Below are 20,228 nucleotides of genomic sequence, written 5' to 3'. Positions count from 1 at the left end.
GCAAGGAACCAATGGCTCAGCAGGTTGCGCTACCCAGAGCTTCGCAAGCACCCGTCACGTTCGTGTTTGTAGTGGTGCCAAGATAAGAGAACGCACCAACCGCAATTGACGCGACAACCAAAAGGGCAAGGCCATATTCAACAATTGCCGCGCCGCTTTCTTCTTTGACAAACTTCTTCATAAATTTGGTCATGTTTCCCCCGAAAGGTTAAATTGAAATCCACGTTGCGTTTATCGCAACGCAAGCCAGACATTTTGCATTGGCTCTGAAATAACGGTAGCCGTGATAAAAATTCCCGCCTTCCGCGAAAAATAGGAAAAATACACCTTAAAAGTGTGTTTTTAATTTCATTAGTTACCTGAAGATGACAAAAATAAACCTTGCATTAACGAGGTCTTAACATTCATTCGAATCAGTATGTTTGGAAACAATTTAGTGATTCGAGGGGTAACTGTAGTCTAAAATCTCGTTCTTTGGATCGATCGGATGTCGACGTTTAATTTTCACAAAATTTAATTTTAGTAATAAATTCAGATAATTAGTAATTAGTTCGGCGCCAAGCTTTATTGTACATCTTCATTTGAAGCTTCAAAAACCAGTTGCTGAGCTGATGAGACCTAAACAAGTTTGTAACTGCGGCGGGGGCTGCGAAAGAAATTTTGACCAGCAAAGTTTGCTGATTTGGTTGGTAGAGTAATGAGTGTCAGTTTTCCCAGAAGCGCCCAGGCGCAAAACAGCTTCAGATTCGTTATGGAATGGATACACGCTTTAGCGGGTAATAATTCCATTCCACAAGCGTTAAGCAAATTAATAGAGTTGGTTAATGCAGACGCTGCATTAATTGCGCGAACATTTAAGCTGGACCGAAAAGTAAAATACGTTGCTCGGTGTTGCAGAGAAGAAGGTAAAGTCTGGCCCTCTCAATCTCAAACTCAGGCAGAGCTGGTTTTGGGTGACAATTTTGCGACGGCAAAGGCTGGTTCAATTTGGACATTGTCGGATGCATTGATTGCAGACAAAGCAGCAATACCACGACATCTTGAGGGCGATTTAAAGGATTTGGGTGAGGTGATCATCGTTCCGCTTGATACGAGTGGCGGGCATGTGGATCACATCGAGCTGCATTTCCAGCATAAGCCTGCCCAATTTGATTTGGATTTACTGGCCATAATGGCGTCGACACTAGCGTCCGGTTGGAGCAATCGAACGCCTGGTTCAGCTTCCGCGATTTTTGAGAAGGGCCGAAATCACCATCTTAAGGAGGTTTCGGGAAACAAACGTGTTCCGATACTGGGTCCTCAAAATCCAGCAGGCCTGAGCCGGTGTGAATTTCGGGTTTGTGCCATGTTGAAGGAAGGATTTACGGTCAAAAAGGTTTCCGAAGCCCTGACTGTCTGCCCAACGACTGTTCGGTCGCATCTGAGTTCAGTTTTTTCAAAGACGGGCGCTTCTAATCAAGTTGAACTGCTGCATTTGTTAAATCGAAGAAATGATGCAGACCGCGGCTCCAACAATGCTGAAACAGCACGTATCGGCTGACGGCTAGTGAATGCGATAGCTGTAAAGCACCAAGTTAGCCGCACAGGTTGGCAAAACGTTCCTTTGTCTGTTCAACTACACAGCGATGGTGCAAGGCCAAATACGACAATTGCTGCTCATCTACTATCAAGGGTTACTTAAACCATCAGTGGGGATTTGAGCAGCGAAGGGCAACTTAGACTATTGTTGACGTATCGGCTGCAACTTTAACCAAAGATGAACAATGTGTTCTCGCAGTGTTCAACAAACATCGCGCATACTCATTCTACCGAGCCGAGACGGTTAAGGGCGCTTGGCTCCCTGGAAGGGGAACAGCATGATTAAGTCTGCCACTGAAAAAGCTTTGGATCCGGTTCCTGTACGAATGAAACCATCACGTTCCACCGCGCACAAATGCGTGTCGAACACCACGAAATCCGGCAGCGGGCGTTTCTCGCCTGTCGAGATTGCTCTGACGGCTATCGTAAATAGCGAACAGTTTGAAAGAGCAAAAAAGGACGTCTGACCCTACATAAAGACGTCTGCAGTTTTCCAGGGACACATCCTACCCGGGAAAACACCAATGCAAAAGCCCGCTCTAATCAGAGCGGGCTTTTTTTACAGTGAGAGGCAGGGTAAAGAATCCAAATGGTTATTGGGGAATGATGCGAACCCGTGCGATATTGGCGCGGACCAGGTCTTTACCAACACCCTTCTGACCTAGCACTTAGCCATTACTAACAAGTTCTTCCTCTTCCTCTCCATCAGACGTCTGATCTTCTTCGGCCGGATCGATACTGACTTCTTCGTCATCGTACTTGTCTTCGTCATACGAATTGCCAAGAGCGGTTTTGACGGCTTCCTCGTCAGGATTAGAGGCTCGTACAGCGTCGAGAACACTGTCTTGCTGCTGCGCTGCGATGGCGTCATCTTCTGAAAACCCGCCCTTGTGGTGATCCAAAAGGTTGTCTTCTGCCTGATGCACGGCTTCTGCGGACGCCAACTGATCTTCCGTAGGTCGATCAATCGGATTACCATCTTCATCCGTGGTTAAGTCGTGCGCATCTTTAACGGCTTGCGCGTCTTCCAAATCTTCAGGATCAGTTGTCCCAGGGTTGGCTTCCTCATTGGCAAGGATATCCTCGGCTTCTTCCAGGGACAGGGGGGCTTCGTCCAAGTAGTCCAGCGCTGCGTTGATTTCTTTCACGTCTTTGGGACTCAACGTGTTGTTTTCACCCATGATGTGATTGAATTTGGTGTCCGCAACGGCAAGGCCTGCTGCAAGGCTGACCGGCCCCGTACCTTTCATATACTGACCGTTGGCAATATGCGCGAGCTTTGCCTTGGGGCTGGAGTTAGTGGCGCCGTTCAACTTGCCGAGGTTGCGTGGTTCAAGCGCAAGCGTACTATCTTCTAGAATCGTTGCTTTCCTGCTTGGCGGGCGCAAAGACCGCTTAACTGAAGTAGTTTTTGTTCGTTTTGCAGTGGTGACTGGCTTGCTACCTTTGAACAGGCCGGCAATTCCCTTCCTTTGTGTCTTCTTGGCAGTTTGTTTTTTATTGCCGCCAAACAATCCATTCAGAGAGAATTGACCCTTCTTGGAAGATTTCGAGGAGCTCCGTTCAGAGCCTTTTGACTTGTGACCAGATTTCCCGGCAGCTTTGCTTGCGCCGTTTGTGGATGCGGTTGATCCTTTACCTTTATCTTTTCCGCTACTCGCGCTGCTGCCGTGGCCTTTGCCACCGCTGTTGCCTTTGTCGCCCCCGTTACCATTGCCACCGCCGTTACCATTGCCACCGCCGTTACCATTGCCACCGCCGTTACCATTGCCACCGCCGTTACCATTGCCACCGCCGTTACCATTGCCACCGCCGTTACCATTGCCTTGCTTGGCATAGGCGGTATCGGGGAATGTGAACGCCCCAATAATTGCAGTAGATCCCAGCAAAGCGATTGCTATTGCAGAGGCTTTCATTAGGCCGGTCGTTTTGATCTTCATGACGGTCCTCGTTTGTTAAATGCGAATTTCCACACACGATGAAATGCGTAGAAAAATGACAGCACGGCTGTGCGTGCCGGAATCAGGAACTAACTGACAGATTTAAGCCCATTATCGTTGAACCTGCGACGAACCGGCCGTTCATCGCCAGTTCATCTTAAAATCTGTAGAATTGAGGCGCAGTTACGCGATATTGAGTACTGAGGATGAGAAAATTTTTTATCATCGCTTGTCTGTTCGCCTTTCTCCAAGTCGGGGACGGGCATGCTGCTGTGCGCGAACTAAAGCAGTCCGAATTGCGCAAAGTGACAACGTCGGGCAGCACCATCAGGTTGAAGAGGGTTCTTAAAGGCGTTGAAAGAGTCTTTGGCGGAACGCCGGTTGATGCGCGTGCGTTCCAGACTGACAAGGTCTACTATCGGATCCTTGTAAAGAAACCCAACGGCAAGATCATCAGTGTTATCGTGAATGCTCAAACCGGTGTGGTTGTGCCCAATCGTTCAAATATCGGACGCCAGATTTCCAATGCAGCCAAGTCCACACCCGGCAATTCTGCCAAATCCAACTCGCAAGGACAGGCCAGCAGTAAGGGCAATCAGAGCAACAATAGCGGCGGCAATGGCAACGGCAACTCCGGCGGCAACGGCAACGGTAACTCTGGCGGCAACGGCAACTCCGGTGGCAACGGCAACTCTGGCGGTAACGGCAACTCAGGTGGCAACGGCAACGGCAACTCAGGTGGCAACGGCAACGGCAACTCAGGTGGCAACGGCAACGGCAACTCTGGCGGCAACGGCAACAGCGGTGGCAACGGTAACGGCAACTCCGGCGGCAACGGTAATGGTGGTGGCAAAAAATAGTGGTTAAAATTTCGGTCGCAGGCCTATAGAAAAAAGTATGAGAGTATTACTCGCTGAAGATGAACCGCACCTTTGTGAGCAGATCAAAAAGCTGCTGAACGCTGAAGGCCGAGTGGTCGATATCGTCCACAATGGCATTGACGCCCAGCATCTGGGAACTACAGAACCATATGATATGATCATCCTCGATCTCGGGCTTCCGGAACGAGATGGCATCTCTGTTTTGCGCGACTGGCGCAGCGCAGGCGTAAAAACTCCGGTATTGATCCTGACGGCACGTGATGGGTGGAGCGAACGGGTCGACGGGTTGGATGCTGGTGCGGATGATTACATGACCAAACCATTCCATTTGCCCGAGCTGGCCGCGCGTGTCCGCGCCATCTTGCGCCGTCAGAGTGGGCAGCTTAACCCCATTATCGAGATGGGCAACGTCATTCTTGATACACGTAATGGACGGGTGGCTGTTGAAGGTGTTCCGATCGATTTAACCGCCCAGGAGATTGCTGTTCTGACTTACCTGGCCCATAACGCCGGTCGCCTGATTCCAAGATCCGAGCTTTCAGAGCATATCTACGAATACAATGGTGACCGGGACTCGAATACCATCGCGGTTTTCATAAACCGACTGCGTAACAAGTTGGGACCTGACCTGATCACGACGGTTCGGGGTCGCGGATACATGATCGATTCACTCTGATGTTGTCATTGCGTCAACGGGCATTGCTTGGGGGGATTGCGTCCGGGGCCTTGTCGGTTGGCGTGGGCACACTCGCGGTGTTTTCATTCATCGATTCCCGAGTTTCAAACAGGTTCGACGCCACGCTTCTAGATCGCCACACCCAGCTTGTTGTCGGGCTGAGCGTCACGACCCAAGACCCGGATGCCCTGCGTGATCTCATGTTTGATCCGGCATACAGTGCGCCATATTCCGGCAGATACTGGCAGGTCACCAGCGGCGACGGAGAGGTTTTCACGTCGGCGTCTCTGTTTGATGAAACAATCGCCGAGCCACCCAACGCCTCAGAAAACGCAACCCTTTGGAACACTTCGGGCCCCGAGGGCGAAGCGCTGCGCAGCGCGTACCAACAGATTACCTTCGAAGATGACACTGTCTGGGGCATAAGTGTTGCTGAAAGCCAGGCGCAATTGGTCAACGAAAGACAGGCGGCACAGCGCAGTCTTCTGCCAGTGTTTGGGTTGGTTGGCCTGATCGGCGTTGCAAGCTCATTGATGCTGATGTCTGTCATCCTGGGGCCTCTTCGTAAATTGCGCAGGGATGTGGCTTATCGTTGGGACGCTGATGACGACCTGAAACCAAAGGATTATCCGGAGGAAGTGGCCCCTTTGGTCAATGACTTGAATCAGCTTTTGCGTCGCAATAGGGACATTGTGTCCGGATCACGCAGGCAAGCCGCTGATCTGGCACATGCTTTGAAAACACCTGCCACTATTCTGAGAAATGAATTGCAGGCTATGTCCCAGTCCGGCGTCGACACAAATATCGCTGACGAAGCTCTTGATCGAATCGACGCTCAACTCGGTCGGTCACTCGCGCGCATCCGAGCTATAAACACAGCTGAGTTGACGCATTCGCGCACGGATATTTCACACTCAGTCGAACGTCTCGCACGGCTGTTTTCAACGATTGCCGAAAGAGAAGGCAAAAAGCTGGACGTCAAAAGCGACCCCGAACTCTGGGTGCGCATGGATACGCAAGATATCGAAGAGGTTCTTGGAAACTTGTTGGATAACGCAGTCAAATGGTGTCGCGGCCAAGTAAGACTGATTGCGAAACGTCGGGAATACTGCGTCGAGATCTGTATCGAAGATGACGGGCCGGGTATTCCAGAGGACGAAATACGCGAAGCATTGCGCTCTGGTGGGCGGCTTGACACTTCGGTGAGAGGCAGCGGGCTGGGGCTGGCAATAGCGGTTGATCTTCTCAATGCATATGGTGCGCACTTTGACTTGGGAAAATCTGTCTCGCTTGGAGGTTTAAGCGGTCGGGTGGTGATTCCAACCAAGCCATAAGCGGCGACGGCTCAGAGAATGAGTGGCTCAATGTGTGGATTTCTGAGCAGCCTCATCTGACTGGTCCAGTTTGATTGTTAGTGCATTGTTGGCCTCTGATCCATTGGGATGATAGTTTCGGGGGCTGGTGGGCGATAGCCCAGTGCGCTGTGGGGTTTCTTGATGTTGTTGTGCTTTCCTTGAGATATTGGCTGCAGCGTCGATGAATGGCCGCCATTCAATTTGGGTCAGAAATGCTTGACGTTTGGGTCAGAATTGAATGACGTGAATGGCCGATTTATTGAGGTTTTGTCTGTCGATTGAGTCAATTATCAGTGGCGTTCCACATTTCCTGTTGAACGCCACACGAACCTGACCCAACCGTCATAGTTGGACCAGAAACTAGGTGAACGTTCGACATCAGAAGGCACCCCCAACGTTGGACATCAGTTGAATTTGACCTTTGCGTAATCAACTGACACGCTACCCCCATTTTATGCTCCCGCAGGCAGTTTGGTTTGTTCTGACTTCCCTTTCGGAAAGTCAGAGCTGATTTGTAGGTCAGACAGCGAAGCTACCTGTTCCTGCTGATCTGTCACGTGGCGAACGCGGGAGTAGTTATGTTTCTCCAAGGCCAAAACGAGATGCGCGCTCGGAACACTTCAGTCGGATCGCAAAAGTCCGTACCTGAATGCCCAAAACCTTCCATTTGCTCCGCCTCACTTCACGAACCCGGATGCGAAATATTGTCAATTTTGCCGCTATGCTTTTCCTTTGCAATTGCATCTGCCATGGTCCGTACAGTTGCTCCGCGGAGTGGACCTGATGCGCAAATAGACCAAAGCTCGCGATCCCTGCAAAAACGGTTCTGTGCCTTGATTGTACGTGAGGTCATCATCCCATCGATCCGACCTTGATAATACCCGAATACGCGAAGTTCTTTCTGTAACACGCGAACCCACGCATTCTTGCTGATCCAAAAGGCCGTGCTTGCTGCCTTGGCGTAGTTTTCTGGTTGAGTGTCTTCAAGAATTTCCCCGACTTCCGACCAGAACTGAGTGGGATTTATTTCTGCGGCAAGCTTAATCAGCTCTGGCGACAACACCCGATCAGAAATGCCTGGAACTTCCGCGAGCATTGCACGTGTTTGAATAGCCTCTTGGCTTCTATCAGGCTGCGAAGACAGATAGACCAGTGCAACTGCGGCGTACTTCGCGTCGCCCCCAAGGCCTTCACGCACAACTTGCTCTACGGCTGAATCGGGCGCCGGTCCTTTTAACCGTTTCCAGTTTATGCGCACCACTAAATCGCGCGCCGCATTTTGATCACCGCTCTCCGCCATACGCTCCAAGATCGCTCGTCCCTGTTTGACGTCTGAAGCAGCGCCCAACTTTCGATCAATGTGTGCCGTTGCCAAAAGCCGTTCTGCGCCGGGTAGGTTGTCGCGGGCGCCAGCCCGGAGGAGCTCCAATGCAACGTCACCCCGTCCCATCTCCATTTCAACTCGTGCAAGAGATGCAGTGGACCAAGGATGAGCAGCATCGACGGCGCTCGCATACCATTGACGCGCTGCTTTTAGATCTTTTTGCGAGCCGATCCCATTTCGGAAATAGTATCCGACCCGATCTATTGCCGGAACGTACCCACTTTCTGCCAATGACGTCATTGCGGCATGCACCGCAACTGGATCGGCCTGCTCCTGCTGGATAAGAGCCTTGAATTGTAAGCGTTGTTCCTGTGCTGCACCCACATTTGCCAAAGTCAAAGATAAGGTAGCGGCCAAAGCTATTTGTCTCATTTTACGCTCCTCTACTGAATCTCGTGGTTTGTGTCGGCCAATCTTCTGTGGCCGAGAATGAAATGTCGTCATCATGCTACGCGTATGGGCTTGTCGGGAACGATGTCGCGTCGGATCGCGAGCTCAAGGTTTTCGGCGCGGATATCGATCAAAATGCTGAGCATGGATTCGAGTGTGAAATAGGCCCGCAAGACCCGAAAGATCAGGTATTCTGGTAGCGCAAGGATGCCGCGCGGCACACCGTTTAGCAGCGAAGCAACCACTGCCACGATCGCAGGCGCACCTGTGGTCACGGCCACGATGGATTGCCATACGATAGGGGTATTTTCGTTAAACGCGACGCCCCACTCTAAGGTCCCAAAAATTATCAGAGGGACAAGCATCGCGCGGCGTGCGGAGTTTACCAGCATGTAGGGTAGGATAACCTTCCCCCTCAACGTCACGTTTGGTCCATAGATCAGGTCCCGACAGCGCGACGAGATGTGGTAGATTGAGCGGAACCAGCGCATGCGTTGCTCACGCATATGGCTGTAGGATGACGGCACTTCAGAGATGTAGCGGATTTTGGGATCAACAACCGAGTGGAAGCCCAACTCTCCAATGCGGAGCGAGATGTCGGTGTCTTCACCATTCATCCCTTCAACAAAACCGCCCAGTTGGCGTGGGTGTTGCGCGCGGTAGACAACGAACATGCCCGGGATACCCACAACGCCGTTCACTGCCCCCATGGCAACTGAGTAAAAGCCGTGCTTCACAAGAACTTCCAACAGGCGAGCCCGGTCAAAAAGGGCTCCACCTGGTGGTACAGGCACGCCGCCTACAACACCTACGGAGGGATCAGTGAAGTATGGCATAGCTCGGGAAAAGTTATCTTCGCCCACAAGAGTGTCGGCATCGACACGCACAAGAAACTCGGTCTCGCAGGCATCAAGACCTGCGTTGAGAGCGTTAGATTTGCCGGGCTTTGGAACATTGATCACGCGCCCCATTGCGGCCTTGCATGACAAGAGTGTCTCGCGCGCGATTTCTTCTGTGTCGTCGGTCGAATTGTTGTTCATGATTAGAACGTTAACCTCACCACCATAGTGGTGTGCGGCGCGATCCATTGCGTTGATCGTGTCTTTGATGATGTAGGACTCATTATGCGCGGGCACGATGACCGAGACGGGTGGATTAAACTTGGGTTTTTTGGCAGTCGCCACATCGTAGATAGCAAGCACATAGAGCTGCCCAAAAAGCACGGGCAGGAACAGAAATACACCCGGACCAATGCCGCCGAGCAACGTCAAATTGCGCATCACTGAGACCACATGCAGGTCCATACCGCCAACCCACATCGCGATTCCCGCTGCGATGGCAATTGTGACACCAAGGCGCAACAAGGCACGCATCTGACTAACCGGAATATGTTGGACACGTATGCGGGCTGGCATGAAGCCACGCTCCAGCAGTTTGAACGAATACACCGCAAAGCCGAACAAACCAGACGCAATGGCACTGAAATGCAGGGAGAAGGATGATCCGAGGATGTCTTCTGCCATGACATTTGCCAGATCGAATACTGCGCAGCCTGCCAGGAAGGTCAGTACCAGATCCAGGCCAAACATGGAACGCCCACGGAAATCGCCGGAGCTGAATGCAGCAAAAGCGACAAAGAACGAGATCAGGAAGATCCGGATCGCAATGGCATGCCGCCCCGAATGGGCCGAAAACACATAGTCACGGTTTGGAAATACCTGTGCGACAAAGTCAGTGTTCACGATCCAAAGTTGTGTTGTGGCAAGCAGCGCAAACACCGCCAGCATCTTGGGTGCCTGCCAATCTGAAACCGATCCGGCAAAACGTTTGGGTGCGCTGTCGACCGAGACAAAGTTGATCTGTTCGCGCTTGTCATCAAGGTCATTCATCCTTTTGCCTCCGGTAATACCGGGGCGGCGGGCGTCACCAGCAGTGCAACGCCGACATGCGACATTGGTTCGTTCGGTAATAATTTTCTAACGGACAAGCCTTGGGTGGCACTGACTTGCGTGACTAACCAGGTGGCGCCAGCATGAGGTAAAAGCGGGGCAGGGTGACCTGGGCCCAGGACATGGATGTGAGCCTTTCTTCCAGCCGGTTTGAGTTCAACGCCAGCCGGTATCACTAGGTCCAACATGCGGCTTGCCGCGGCAGCGTCCGGCGCGGTTAGTTCTGAAGTCATGGCAATGTTGACCGGCCCAATATTATGCAAGGCCGTGTGTAGTTCGGACATTGCGTTGGCAAAGGGCATGTCACTAACGATCAAACGGGAATGAGGTAGTAACTCCGCCACCAGTTCAGGGCCCTGATCACACACGCCGTCTTTCGGAGCGGTCGTTGTCGCCACTACTTCGAGCGTGTTTGTGGCGACCTGAATATCAGCCGGTAGGTCAATTAACGCCTGGTACTCGGCGTGAGTCCCTGTGGTATGCTCTTGAAAAACAAGTCGGTTGTTCAGCGTTACGGTGAGCGACCAATTCTGACCATGCATGAGGTGCCCAAGCTGCATGCGCAGGTCCAACTGGCTGGGTATGTACTGTCCGCTGCGCCCTCCCAAATTGAAACGCTCACGCCATACAGCTTGTCTGTAAAAGCGGCGCAAACCGCCATTCATTCCTTTTTGCGCCAACGCGCCCACCGTTCGCCCATGTACATCGGTTTCAGGAAAGGCTGGAAGTGCCGCGCGTAGCTCGAGAGTATTTAAGGCTGGTTCTTGTGAGGACGGAGCAAACACGGTTGCAAGGCCCCGTCGCTGGAATTGGGTTGCCAACACCAAGCGGCGAAGCTGTTCGTCCTTTTTCAGCCAGTCGGGCCAAGCAACACGCACGACATTACCCCAGGCATGCACCTGATCACGTACACTTTGCAGCGGCCGATCCAGCGTCAAAAAAACAGAACTGGTCGTTTCAATCTCAACAACGGCTTCGAAACCGTCCTGCGAACCACACTGGATTTGAGGGCCAGTGCCCTGCAGCGAGAAAGAAACGACCAGTTGGTTCCCTGCAAAGTCCGCCTGTGAAAGAGGAATTTGCAGGGAACGTCCCACCTCGCCTGAACGCAGCAGCATCTCGCCTCGGCGGGTATTATTGATTGAGATGCGCAGCACCCCTTCAACCCCATCCAGAACCTGAGACGTTGCATCGATTTGGAGGTATCCAGACGTCGGGCGTGCATCCACTGGCATCATGAATGTGACGCTCTGGTAGGCGGGAAAACCGGATAAAATGACCGGATGGTCCGGATCGGCCCGCATAACCACGGCTTCGTACACATCCTGCGCTTGGGCGGGTGTGCGGTGCTCAAACACCAGTTGCGTGCCGGACGTTACTTCATGGAGGTAGCGTTTTCCTTGTTCCAGAATGTTCATTGTCGATAGCAGGAGGGCTATGCCTGCCAAAAGAAATCCCATGAGCCCAATGCCAATCATGCGCATGTTTTTCACTGTAATTTTATGGTTTTAAGTAACCGATCGCGCTGGCACCACCTCCAAGCGGGACCAACACGGGCGGTGCAGAGGGTCAGGCCACTTTGTGTGGCTTTGGAAAGACAACGCCGGGCCGTTGTTTGTGGGTCCAGGTTGAAACACATGGGATCATCTTGTGAATGCACCGGCCGGCGTATTTTGCAGCTATCTTTTGTGTTTCGTCGATCAACCCTTCGGCCAGTGTGATCGGCTTCAGTCCCAATGAGAGAAAGGTTTTGTTCGAAACTCGCAGATCATTTTCAGCGGCTTCGTTGCGTGGGTTGTCCACGTTGGCGATCCGCGCGTCGGAAACATCTGCAACCAGTTTGGCTAGCTCGCGCACGGTATGCGTTTCAGTCATCTGGTTGAGGATTGCAACTTTGCCGTCCTTTTCAGGCGGATTTTCAACGGCCAGGGCAAGGCACTTCACGGTGTCCTGAATGTGGATGAACGCCCGTGTCTGGCCACCTGTTCCGTGCACCGTCAGCGGGTGACCAACGACGGCCTGCATCAAAAAGCGGTTCAATACCGTTCCGTAATCCCCGTCATAGTCGAAGCGGTTGATCAGGCGTTCGTCCAGTTTGGTTTCGTCCGTCTGAGTTCCCCAAACGATGCCTTGGTGCAGGTCGGTGATCCGCAGCCGATCGTTCTTGGCGTAGAACTGGAACAGCAGTTGATCCATGGATTTGGTCAGATGGTACACGCTGCCGGGGTTGGTCGGGTATAAAATGTCACGCTTCGTGATCTGCTTATCGTCACCAGGGACATAGACCGGCAAGTAGCCTTCAGGAATTTCCAACCCGTCATCATCGTATCCATAGACGCCCATAGTGCCGAGGTGGACAAAGTGTGGATCCAAACCCAGTGCGACCGATGCCGCCAGTAGGTTGTGAGTGCCCGAAATGTTGTTGTCGACTGTGTAGCGCTTCTCACCGACACCCTTCATCGAATATGGTGCGGCGCGTTGCTCGCCAAAGTGCACGATGGAGTCTGGTTTGATCGTGTCCAGCAAAGTGGTGACGGCGTCAAAATCCTGTGCAATGTCGATGTTTTCAAATGCAATCGTTCTGCCTGAATGCTCTTTCCATGAGGCCAGTCGATCATCCATTGAGGCTATTGGCGTCAGGCTGTCAGCGCCCAACGCCGCATCAATTTCACGGCGCGACATGTTGTCGACGATAGTAATGTTATGACCCAGCTTTGATAAGTGGAGCGCCGTTGGCCAGCCACAGAATCCGTCACCACCGACCACTATGATTTTTTTTGAATCTTTCATTTTGATGTTCCTCTGCACGGGCCCCTCCAGGCGACCCTGTTCAAGATGAATCCAGGTGTAGAGGCCCGGAGCGAAACGTGCCGGGGTGCGAGAGTATAGATTGGGGGGATTAAGGCTGGGGCAGCTATCCCAACGGGTAGGGCGGATAGGCCTATGGGGTGTTGGCGTGGCGGTTGATGGCCCCATCAAGTACCGATTTGGACTTAGCTGCCTCGGCTTCCAGTGTTTCGGCCCAGATCTGCGTTGCCGTGAGATTTCCATCGCGCGCGTCAAGTTCCAGCTTTTCCAAAGCATCGTGTAGTTCAATCTGCCCCAATAGAGACGCCGCGCCCTTGGCCCTATGGGCTGCTTCTGCAAAGGCCAGCGTATCGAGCGGGTCGCTCGCTATGCGAAGGTCCGCCGTAAATGCAACTATCTCGGACAGAAATTTCTCCGCGATATTTGCGACCTTGGCTCTGCCTAACAAGTCGATCATCTCGGAAAGCGCTTCGGGGAAGTGTGCCGTATCCGGTTTCGACAAGTGCTTTGAGCTGACTTCTGCAACAATATTTTGCAGAGCCTCTAGCCTGATGGGCTTGGTATGAAAGCGATCCATACCCGCAGCTACAGATCTTTCACGGTATTCTTCGCGCCCATGGGCTGTTAATCCGACAATATGTGTCCCGGCGTTTATCCCGTTACTGCGGCGTAAGCGTTCGGTCGCTTCAATCCCGTCCATGACTGGCATGCTGATGTCCATCAAGATGATATCGAACACCTCGTCCTTGGCTTTTTGTAGGCAACCTTCGCCGTTAACAGCCTCGCGTACAGTGTGACCCATGGTCGTTAGCATGTCGCACAGGACACTGCGGTTGATGCTGTTATCTTCGACAATAAGGATATTGCATGAGGGCGCTTGCTTGGCGTTTTGGGCCAGATTGTCACTGTCGTCTCGCGTCTCAGGTTCCGTGCGTCTTAAAGGCAAAGTTAAGATGAACACCGATCCCGCACCTTCGACACTTTTTAAGGACACATCCCCGCCCATCGCCCGCGCGATGCGACGAGAGATGGACAAACCCAAACCATCCCCACGAGCCTGGCGACCTTCACTATTCGCGAGGGCAATAAAATCCTCAAACACCTGTTCGTGCTGTTCGGCGGGAATTCCGATGCCGGTATCGATCACTTCAATACGAAGTGAAGAGGTTTCGGGGCCATGAATGCCGGTGACGCGTAAAGTGACTTCGCCATCTTCAGTGAACTTAATTGCGTTTCCGATCAGATTGGTAAGTACCTGGCGAATTCTCCCGGAATCACCGTGATATGGCCCTTGCATTGTTGGGTTTATGTCGAGTTTCACAGCCAAGTTTTTCTCATTGGCGAGCGGTTCAAACAATTCGACCAACGCTTGCATTAGCTCTGTTAGATCAAAGGCTTCGGAGTTCAGTTGAAGATTACCCGTTTCAATACGAGTGATATCGAGAGCTTCGTTCACATGTTCCAGCAAAACCTCGCTGGAAGATGTTGCAATGCGGGTATAGCGAGCCTGTTGGTCGTTTAGGGGGGTAGTCTTAAGCAGATCAAGCACACCCAGGATACCGTTCAGGGGGGTGCGCATTTCGTGGCTCATCACTGTCATGAATTGTGACTTGGCCTTGTCCGTCCTCTCGGCTCGGTCGCGGGCATCAATCAGCTTCTGCTCGTTGATCTTACGCTCGCTGATGTCACGGATGTAGGCAATGAACTTGATGTCATTACCATCATGAGTGGTTGTAACGTTTAATTCGACTGGGAACTCTTCGCCACTTTTGCGCAAAGCGGCAAGCTCGACACGGCCGGCATCAACGACACGTGGCGCTCCCGTTTCTAGGTAACGCTTCATGCCATTGTGGTGCGCATCGCGCATACGCCGTGGGATGAAGGTGTCCTCCATCGTCAACCCCACAATTTCGTCTCGGGTCCAACCAAAAACGCGCTCGGCCGAAGCGTTGAATTCGATAATACGTCCGGAGCTATCTGAAGTTACAATCGCATCTAGTGATGCAGCGACGGTCGATGAAAGTTGCTTTGACGATGCAGATAGTGCCGCGTCCCTGCGAACGGAGCGCTGCAAAAGTCGATCCATGAAGAGTAACAAGAGTGCCATAAGGATCAGTAAACCGACTGCAATTCCCCCGGTTCGAGACAACTGGCCGGCCAATTCAGCGCGCCGGTCTTCGGAACGCTCGGCGACTATCCGGACGCCCAGCAATGCAAGCTCTCGAACAACAGGGCGAACGTCACGAACCAAGCGTTTCAGTTCAAGTAGATCAGTTTCGTCCAGTGGCTCGGACGAATCCAGAATTGCAACGGCATCGTCCGCAAAGACCTCGATTTGCTCAATCAATTCCGCCGCTTCGCTACTGTCACCATAAATTTCGCGAGCCCGCCCAGAATTGACAACGTTCAAACGACTTAAGGCAATATCTGCACGCAACTGTAATTGGTCAGAGAAGCCTGTCCGTGCAGCAATTTGCTCGGTTAGAACGGCGTCGAGGTTCGCAAATTCGATGTCAAGCTGCGAAATGCTCCACTGAATGTTGTCTTCATCAGCGCTCGACAAGTCGCGTACCTGTGTTACCAGGTTCGAGACCATTGTTGCGAACAAGATGATCAACAGGCAGATGCCTGCCAATACCAAGAGACGGTATCGGTTCAACTCGGACTTCAATTACAACCTCCTGTTTGAGGTCACCGTAAGCACACTCAGCGTGTTAATCTACGACTTTCAAATGCTTAAGCTGCCAGATGCTGAACGTGTAGATCGTTTCAGTCCGGTATTTGGGATCCTGGTCGTATGGGAAAACAACCCAATAAGGTCCCTTGTCCCTAACAGACATCGTCTCGCCATCCATGCGAGTGGCGATGATCGGAGCGTCGTTTTCAAGTTCCGCCAGCGGCATCGTGACCTTGTAGTCGTTTAAGGCCACCATCTCGATACTGGTGCCGTCTGTGTTCAATTCGGTAAGCAGGGCTTTTAACGGCACCCCCGAGAACGTAACTTCATCATCTGTCCAGATCGTTGAGGTGCTGAATGTCACCTGGTCCATTGCGTCAAGATCTTGAAGGCTGAATTCGTTGGTCGCAGCGTTAGAGCCTGTTGTTGTTATTTCCAACGTCATCTCTTCCCGAGCTGTAGCCGGAGTGATAAAACTCAGCAATAGCATGAACAGTACGACGTAAATCCGCGAGTAGTGTTTTTGTGCCATTGAATAGACTCCGGGTCAGGTAAACGGGGTTATAACTAATGATCCCCCACGGTCATCAGAGCATTGGCATAGGCATCTATACCAAAGTATAGTTCTGTCATGATTTGGCCTGATTTTTTGGTTGTGAATGCGTTCAGCGTAAGGACACTGTGGACATGCCTAATATCCTCTTAGCTGACGACCATGATCTGGTCCGCGACACAATCGCAGCCTACTTGGAAACCGTAGACGATTTCAAAGTTCAAACCGCTGCCAATTTGGAAGAAGCGTTGGAATTGATGCGCGGTCTGGATTCCATCGATCTGCTGATCCTCGACTATCACATGCCGGGAATGGACGGTTTGAATGGTCTCAGTCGCGCCCGTCAGGCCTTTCCTGCTACTAAGGTTGCACTGATGTCAGGTGTCGCCAACCGGGAGGTTGCCAACAAGGCAATGGAGAACGGTGCAAACGGGTTTATTCCCAAGTCGTTGAAAGCCGTGTCGCTGGTCAACGCCATCAAGTTTGTACTGTCAGGCGAAAGGTATTTTCCCTTTGATTTCGGACAGGCAGATGAGCCAGTGGAGTCATCTGGCTTTTTTGCCACCCTGTCCGGCCGGGAGATGCAGACGCTGGAACAGCTCTGCATCGGCCTCTCCAACAAGGAAATTGCCCGAAATCTAGGAATCCAAGAGGTTACGGTAAAGCTGCATGTAAAAAACGTGCTGGCAAAATTGGACGTTTCCAATCGAACGCAAGCCGCGCTTCTGGCGAAAGAGAAGCAGTTGTTCTAAACGGCGGAACAAACGCCACAACAGGTTTTATCTTTTCTGTTTCGAACTCGCATTTGGTTGCGTGGCGAATTTCTCATTCCACTAAAAGTGCCCTGTGTTGCGCGCGGAGTCTAAATAGACTTCGAGCTTTGTCTTGCCGACCAATAAAAGGAGAGCAACGACGGTTGAAAAGGACACTCGGGTTTTATGGCAGATCTTTGAGTCGCAAATGGTAAGGGTTACGCGAAAGAAACAACCAAGAATTAGCAAATTCAATAGCTTAGATTTTGCCTAATGGCAAAACTATGTGTCGCCCGACATCATTTGTCAGGCGACAAATAGTTCTGCCACCAGCGACAGAACCTTGCCATTTTCGCCTCACTTCCTTCATCCAGCACCTAGACCGATTTCATTGATCCTGACTTCCTTATGGGAAAATCAGGGCTGATTTGCAGATCAGACGCCGAAGGCGCAGCCGAGGACACGGTGTTGTCTAATAGGGTTGCCCGAGGGGGAAGGCAGCGTCTTACCCCTGATGGCCAGGGGCATTTGGCTTGTCCAAATCCCGCTGGCCCCAAGGAATACAGGAGCGGTGGGGCATGCTTTGTCGTCACTATTTTTGAACAAGACGCCTTCATCATGTGAATCTGCGTGAGCGGAAACCGAGCTTATCCCGTCCTCAACATAGAGCATCATGACCAGAATGCTTGCGGTTTTATGGGCGCGACACTCCTTAACAAAAGGGCGAGAGCAATGATGAAGAATGCGAAGAGCGGCAAACGGTCTAAATCTCCCAGCAAGCAATGGATGAAATCTCAGTTGTATTGCGGTTGTATGGTTTTGTCTGTATGCGTCGGTGGGCCAGCATCAGCCAGTGATACGTTCAACAGCTTTTTTGTAAATGGTTTCCACCCGAATATTGTGTGGCAAGAATAGACTGGTTTCAGGCCGGAATGTCTGACGGGAGGCTTGGAATAGAACCAAGCTATTTCAGTGTTTACGAACAGCTTTGCGCGCGTCGCTCGAAAACACCTGATAGGGAGGCGTACTTCGCAGCCTATCGTGAAGGTGTTCGGTCTTATTGTAATCCCAAAAACATCTATCAGATAGCCCGTACCGGTGCAGTCGCTATCGGCGCATGTGAGGATTCTGCCGTTATCCGCAAGGCCGTTCAGGATGGCTTTGCAAATCTTCTTGAACAATGAACGAGTGATGCCTTCGAAAATTCTCTACCTGCAAGGGCGCGGAACTAACTAAATCTTTACCAAGCTGCGGAATGCTCAAACCAAATGAAGACTTCCCTCGGACTGGCCCGGCCGCAAAGGTTGGGCATTTTTTTTGCGTTTAAGAGTCAAAGGGTTGTGTTGCAAAATCATTGAAAGGTCAAGATGAGCCTTTTTCCGGCGCACCTACCCTGTGAGTTCGGCAATTAGCTAATGGGTGACGCAATCCATCTTTCTTCGGTCACCCTTGCCGTCGCAGATGGAGAAGACTCGAACCGTTCCACACTCACCCTTTTGGGCCGTTTTAGAGAAATTGGAAATCCGCCGATTAGCGCGCGGCTCACATTGAGTGGTGGACATTGCTGGGCAACCTGCCGGAACTTGGAGACAACCTCTCTGGCTTAAGCCTCTTGTTTGCAACTATTGGCCCTCCTTCTCCAGAATGTGGCAGTAGACCAATTCGGCTCGTTAGGCTGAAGGTCAAGTCTGATACAGTGACACATGACCCTCTAGTATGAGCTTGAGGTAACTTGCCCTGTTCTCGGAATTTGCAAGCTTGGCACAAATATCCTGACTTGCAGCGACCATTTCGTTGCATCGCTTCGGGTTAACACTACCAAGATATGTTCTCTTGTGTTGGCGGTAAAACACACTTTACGCAAATGTGCCTGTTTCCAGCCATGGCTCGAAAAGGAATATCTTAAAACCGCCATCCCGCATCTGTTAAGGCTGAAATCACTTCGTCCGATAGATTTGGACTGGAATAAAATGCTGCTAGAACAAGATCTGGCCTGAACTCTGGCCACGACTGTTTCAGTTGATTCAAGGTTGCATGTGCCTCTTTGGATTCGCCCAACCTTTGATAGGAAACCGCCAAAAATACCAAAGACAGCGCACTGACCGGGTCCCCATTGTCACTCGCAAATTTCAAAGATGCGATTGCTTCCCTAAACTCACCGATGTGAAAACTGGCAACTGCGTGAATGTTCCTGTGGGCAAACCGATGACTTCCTATCTCTCTGGGGTGGCTTGGGTCGCTGACGTCATACGCTTCTTCAAAGCGACCCATAACCAGTAGTATCACGCCGCGAAAGTCCAGAACGTTTCCGTCATTGGGTCGAAGCGACTGCGCGAGTGCTGAATACTCCAATGCTCTGTCATAGTCGCGAGAAACGTAAGATACCCATGCCATTGCCGATTGGCTCCAGCCGTTTGAGGGCGCAATGTCCACAGCTTTCTGTGCCATTTGTCCTGAATTCAGTATCAGCGCGTCACGCTCTTCCTCGCTTCGCGTTAGTAGAGCCTGGGTTCCCAGACTATGGGCCAATCCGGCATATCCACAGTAAAAATCGGGAGCCTCATTTATTGCCATTCTAAATATGTCGCTGGCCAGGATCTGGTTATCGATAGTTGCGATTGGAAAGAGCAGGCCCCGAGCTTGATCGCAGTAGTTTGACGCCTGTACTGCAGCGGGTGATTTAGCGGATAGAGCCTGTCGCTCAAGTGAGCGCGCGGATGTCTTTGGGTTGAGATCAACAACCTGTTCCATGCGCCCGCCCAAGACGTAAGCAAGAGCAATGATCGCTATGGTGACAGCAGGGATGCCAATCAGCCAGGGTAATCCTGGCCTGAATGGCGTATGATCGACATTGCTCTGAATTGTACCAGAGCGGTCCTCGAACCAAGGCGCGTAGCCGCCGCTATCAATGTGAATGCGCAGATCGTCTCCAGCACCTGCCGTTTCATAGTAATGCTGAAGTTTCCGCCGTAACCGCCCCGCATCCACACGAACAACGTTGATATGGCCGTCATCACTGGCAAAACTCTTGAAGTAAACATCCTGAGCGATTGTTTTGCCAAGAATAGCTTCGGATCTACCCGCAATGGCCTCTTCGACAACGTAGCTCAGAAAGTTCCGAAGGCGTTCAGCCTTGCCAAATATGTCACTCGCCAATACCTGGTCCAGCGCGTACTTCACACGGGTCGCGTGACGTTCCGGATCAAGGGTCAATTCTCTGTCGGGCATCTGAAACTTCAAGTTTCTCTGTATTTTCAATTTCATACTGTCAAATGAATATTTGAA

General features: G+C 51.7%; 16 protein-coding genes. 7 read left to right on the top strand and 9 right to left on the bottom strand.

Annotated elements, in window-relative coordinates; all coding sequences use genetic code 11:
• Nucleotides 1–16: 16 nt before the first annotated feature.
• On the bottom strand, nucleotides 17–193 hold the full coding sequence (locus tag DK510_RS14700; RefSeq protein WP_109312741.1) for a Flp family type IVb pilin: 177 nt from the start codon (nucleotides 191–193) through the stop codon (nucleotides 17–19).
• A 558-nt stretch (nucleotides 194–751) separates the two neighbouring features.
• On the opposite strand from DK510_RS14700, the gene DK510_RS14695 reads away from it, so the two are divergent.
• Together DK510_RS14695 and DK510_RS14690 are read left to right on the top strand one after the other, a co-directional pair.
• Nucleotides 752–1,540 (top strand): helix-turn-helix transcriptional regulator, encoded by a 789-nt coding sequence (locus tag DK510_RS14695; protein WP_160116538.1) that lies wholly within the window; start codon nucleotides 752–754, stop codon nucleotides 1,538–1,540.
• A gap of 316 nt (nucleotides 1,541–1,856) precedes the next feature.
• On the top strand, nucleotides 1,857–2,045 hold the full coding sequence (locus DK510_RS14690; protein ID WP_109312739.1) for a hypothetical protein: 189 nt from the start codon (nucleotides 1,857–1,859) through the stop codon (nucleotides 2,043–2,045).
• Between the two features lie 201 nt (nucleotides 2,046–2,246).
• On the opposite strand, the gene DK510_RS23010 is transcribed toward DK510_RS14690, so the two are convergent.
• Nucleotides 2,247–3,518 carry a hypothetical protein gene (locus DK510_RS23010; protein ID WP_200833247.1) on the bottom strand — a complete coding sequence of 424 codons (1,272 nt, stop codon included), beginning with the start codon at nucleotides 3,516–3,518 and terminating at the stop codon, nucleotides 2,247–2,249.
• A gap of 206 nt (nucleotides 3,519–3,724) precedes the next feature.
• Here DK510_RS23010 and DK510_RS23005 point away from each other — a divergent pair, with 206 nt between their 5' ends.
• From DK510_RS23005 to DK510_RS14670, 3 genes are read left to right on the top strand one after another with little or no spacing between them, the layout of a single operon-like run.
• Nucleotides 3,725–4,378: a PepSY domain-containing protein gene (locus DK510_RS23005; RefSeq protein ID WP_200833246.1), complete on the top strand. Its 654-nt coding sequence runs from the start codon at nucleotides 3,725–3,727 to the stop codon at nucleotides 4,376–4,378.
• Between the two features lie 37 nt (nucleotides 4,379–4,415).
• Nucleotides 4,416–5,075 (top strand): response regulator transcription factor, encoded by a 660-nt coding sequence (locus DK510_RS14675; RefSeq protein ID WP_109312738.1) that lies wholly within the window; start codon nucleotides 4,416–4,418, stop codon nucleotides 5,073–5,075.
• The gene (locus DK510_RS14670) at nucleotides 5,075–6,409 is read left to right on the top strand and encodes a HAMP domain-containing sensor histidine kinase (protein ID WP_109312737.1); all 1,335 of its coding nucleotides are present in this window, start codon (nucleotides 5,075–5,077) and stop codon (nucleotides 6,407–6,409) included. Before DK510_RS14675 ends, DK510_RS14670 begins: the two co-directional genes overlap by 1 nt.
• 703 nt (nucleotides 6,410–7,112) lie before the next feature.
• On the opposite strand, the gene DK510_RS14665 is transcribed toward DK510_RS14670, so the two are convergent.
• From DK510_RS14665 to DK510_RS14640, 6 genes are all read right to left on the bottom strand, one after another.
• Complete coding sequence (locus DK510_RS14665) at nucleotides 7,113–8,186, bottom strand: hypothetical protein (protein ID WP_160116537.1); 1,074 nt, start codon at nucleotides 8,184–8,186, stop codon at nucleotides 7,113–7,115.
• Nucleotides 8,187–8,257: 71 nt separating this feature from the next.
• Entirely contained in the window at nucleotides 8,258–10,093 is a 1,836-nt protein-coding gene (locus DK510_RS14660) for a glycosyltransferase family 2 protein (RefSeq protein ID WP_109312735.1), read from the bottom strand.
• Nucleotides 10,090–11,646: a cellulose biosynthesis cyclic di-GMP-binding regulatory protein BcsB gene (locus DK510_RS14655; RefSeq protein ID WP_160116536.1), complete on the bottom strand. Its 1,557-nt coding sequence runs from the start codon at nucleotides 11,644–11,646 to the stop codon at nucleotides 10,090–10,092. The genes DK510_RS14660 and DK510_RS14655 overlap by 4 nt, the downstream gene beginning before the upstream one ends.
• 76 nt (nucleotides 11,647–11,722) lie before the next feature.
• Nucleotides 11,723–12,943, bottom strand: coding sequence for an NAD-dependent epimerase/dehydratase family protein (locus tag DK510_RS14650; protein ID WP_109312733.1), 1,221 nt, complete (start codon nucleotides 12,941–12,943; stop codon nucleotides 11,723–11,725).
• A 151-nt stretch (nucleotides 12,944–13,094) separates the two neighbouring features.
• On the bottom strand, nucleotides 13,095–15,632 hold the full coding sequence (locus DK510_RS14645; RefSeq protein WP_109312732.1) for an ATP-binding protein: 2,538 nt from the start codon (nucleotides 15,630–15,632) through the stop codon (nucleotides 13,095–13,097).
• Between the two features lie 43 nt (nucleotides 15,633–15,675).
• Nucleotides 15,676–16,170, bottom strand: coding sequence for a molybdopterin-dependent oxidoreductase (locus tag DK510_RS14640; protein ID WP_160116535.1), 495 nt, complete (start codon nucleotides 16,168–16,170; stop codon nucleotides 15,676–15,678).
• Nucleotides 16,171–16,325: 155 nt separating this feature from the next.
• On the opposite strand from DK510_RS14640, the gene DK510_RS14635 reads away from it, so the two are divergent.
• Together DK510_RS14635 and DK510_RS23640 are read left to right on the top strand one after the other, a co-directional pair.
• Nucleotides 16,326–16,943 carry a response regulator transcription factor gene (locus tag DK510_RS14635; protein ID WP_109312730.1) on the top strand — a complete coding sequence of 206 codons (618 nt, stop codon included), beginning with the start codon at nucleotides 16,326–16,328 and terminating at the stop codon, nucleotides 16,941–16,943.
• A 902-nt stretch (nucleotides 16,944–17,845) separates the two neighbouring features.
• Nucleotides 17,846–18,127, top strand: a complete 282-nt coding sequence (locus tag DK510_RS23640) for a DUF2799 domain-containing protein (RefSeq protein WP_370246365.1) — start codon at nucleotides 17,846–17,848, stop codon at nucleotides 18,125–18,127.
• A 718-nt stretch (nucleotides 18,128–18,845) separates the two neighbouring features.
• On the opposite strand, the gene DK510_RS14625 is transcribed toward DK510_RS23640, so the two are convergent.
• The gene (locus DK510_RS14625; protein WP_160116534.1) at nucleotides 18,846–20,171 is read right to left on the bottom strand and encodes a tetratricopeptide repeat protein; all 1,326 of its coding nucleotides are present in this window, start codon (nucleotides 20,169–20,171) and stop codon (nucleotides 18,846–18,848) included.
• Nucleotides 20,172–20,228 lie beyond the last annotated feature (57 nt).

It is taken from the genome of Ruegeria sp. AU67 (assembly GCF_900312795.1).
In the GTDB taxonomy this organism is placed as follows: Bacteria; Pseudomonadota; Alphaproteobacteria; order Rhodobacterales; family Rhodobacteraceae; genus Ruegeria; species Ruegeria atlantica.
The sequence above is the reverse complement of the archived record's forward strand: the minus strand, read 5'-3'. Positions and strand labels throughout refer to the sequence as shown.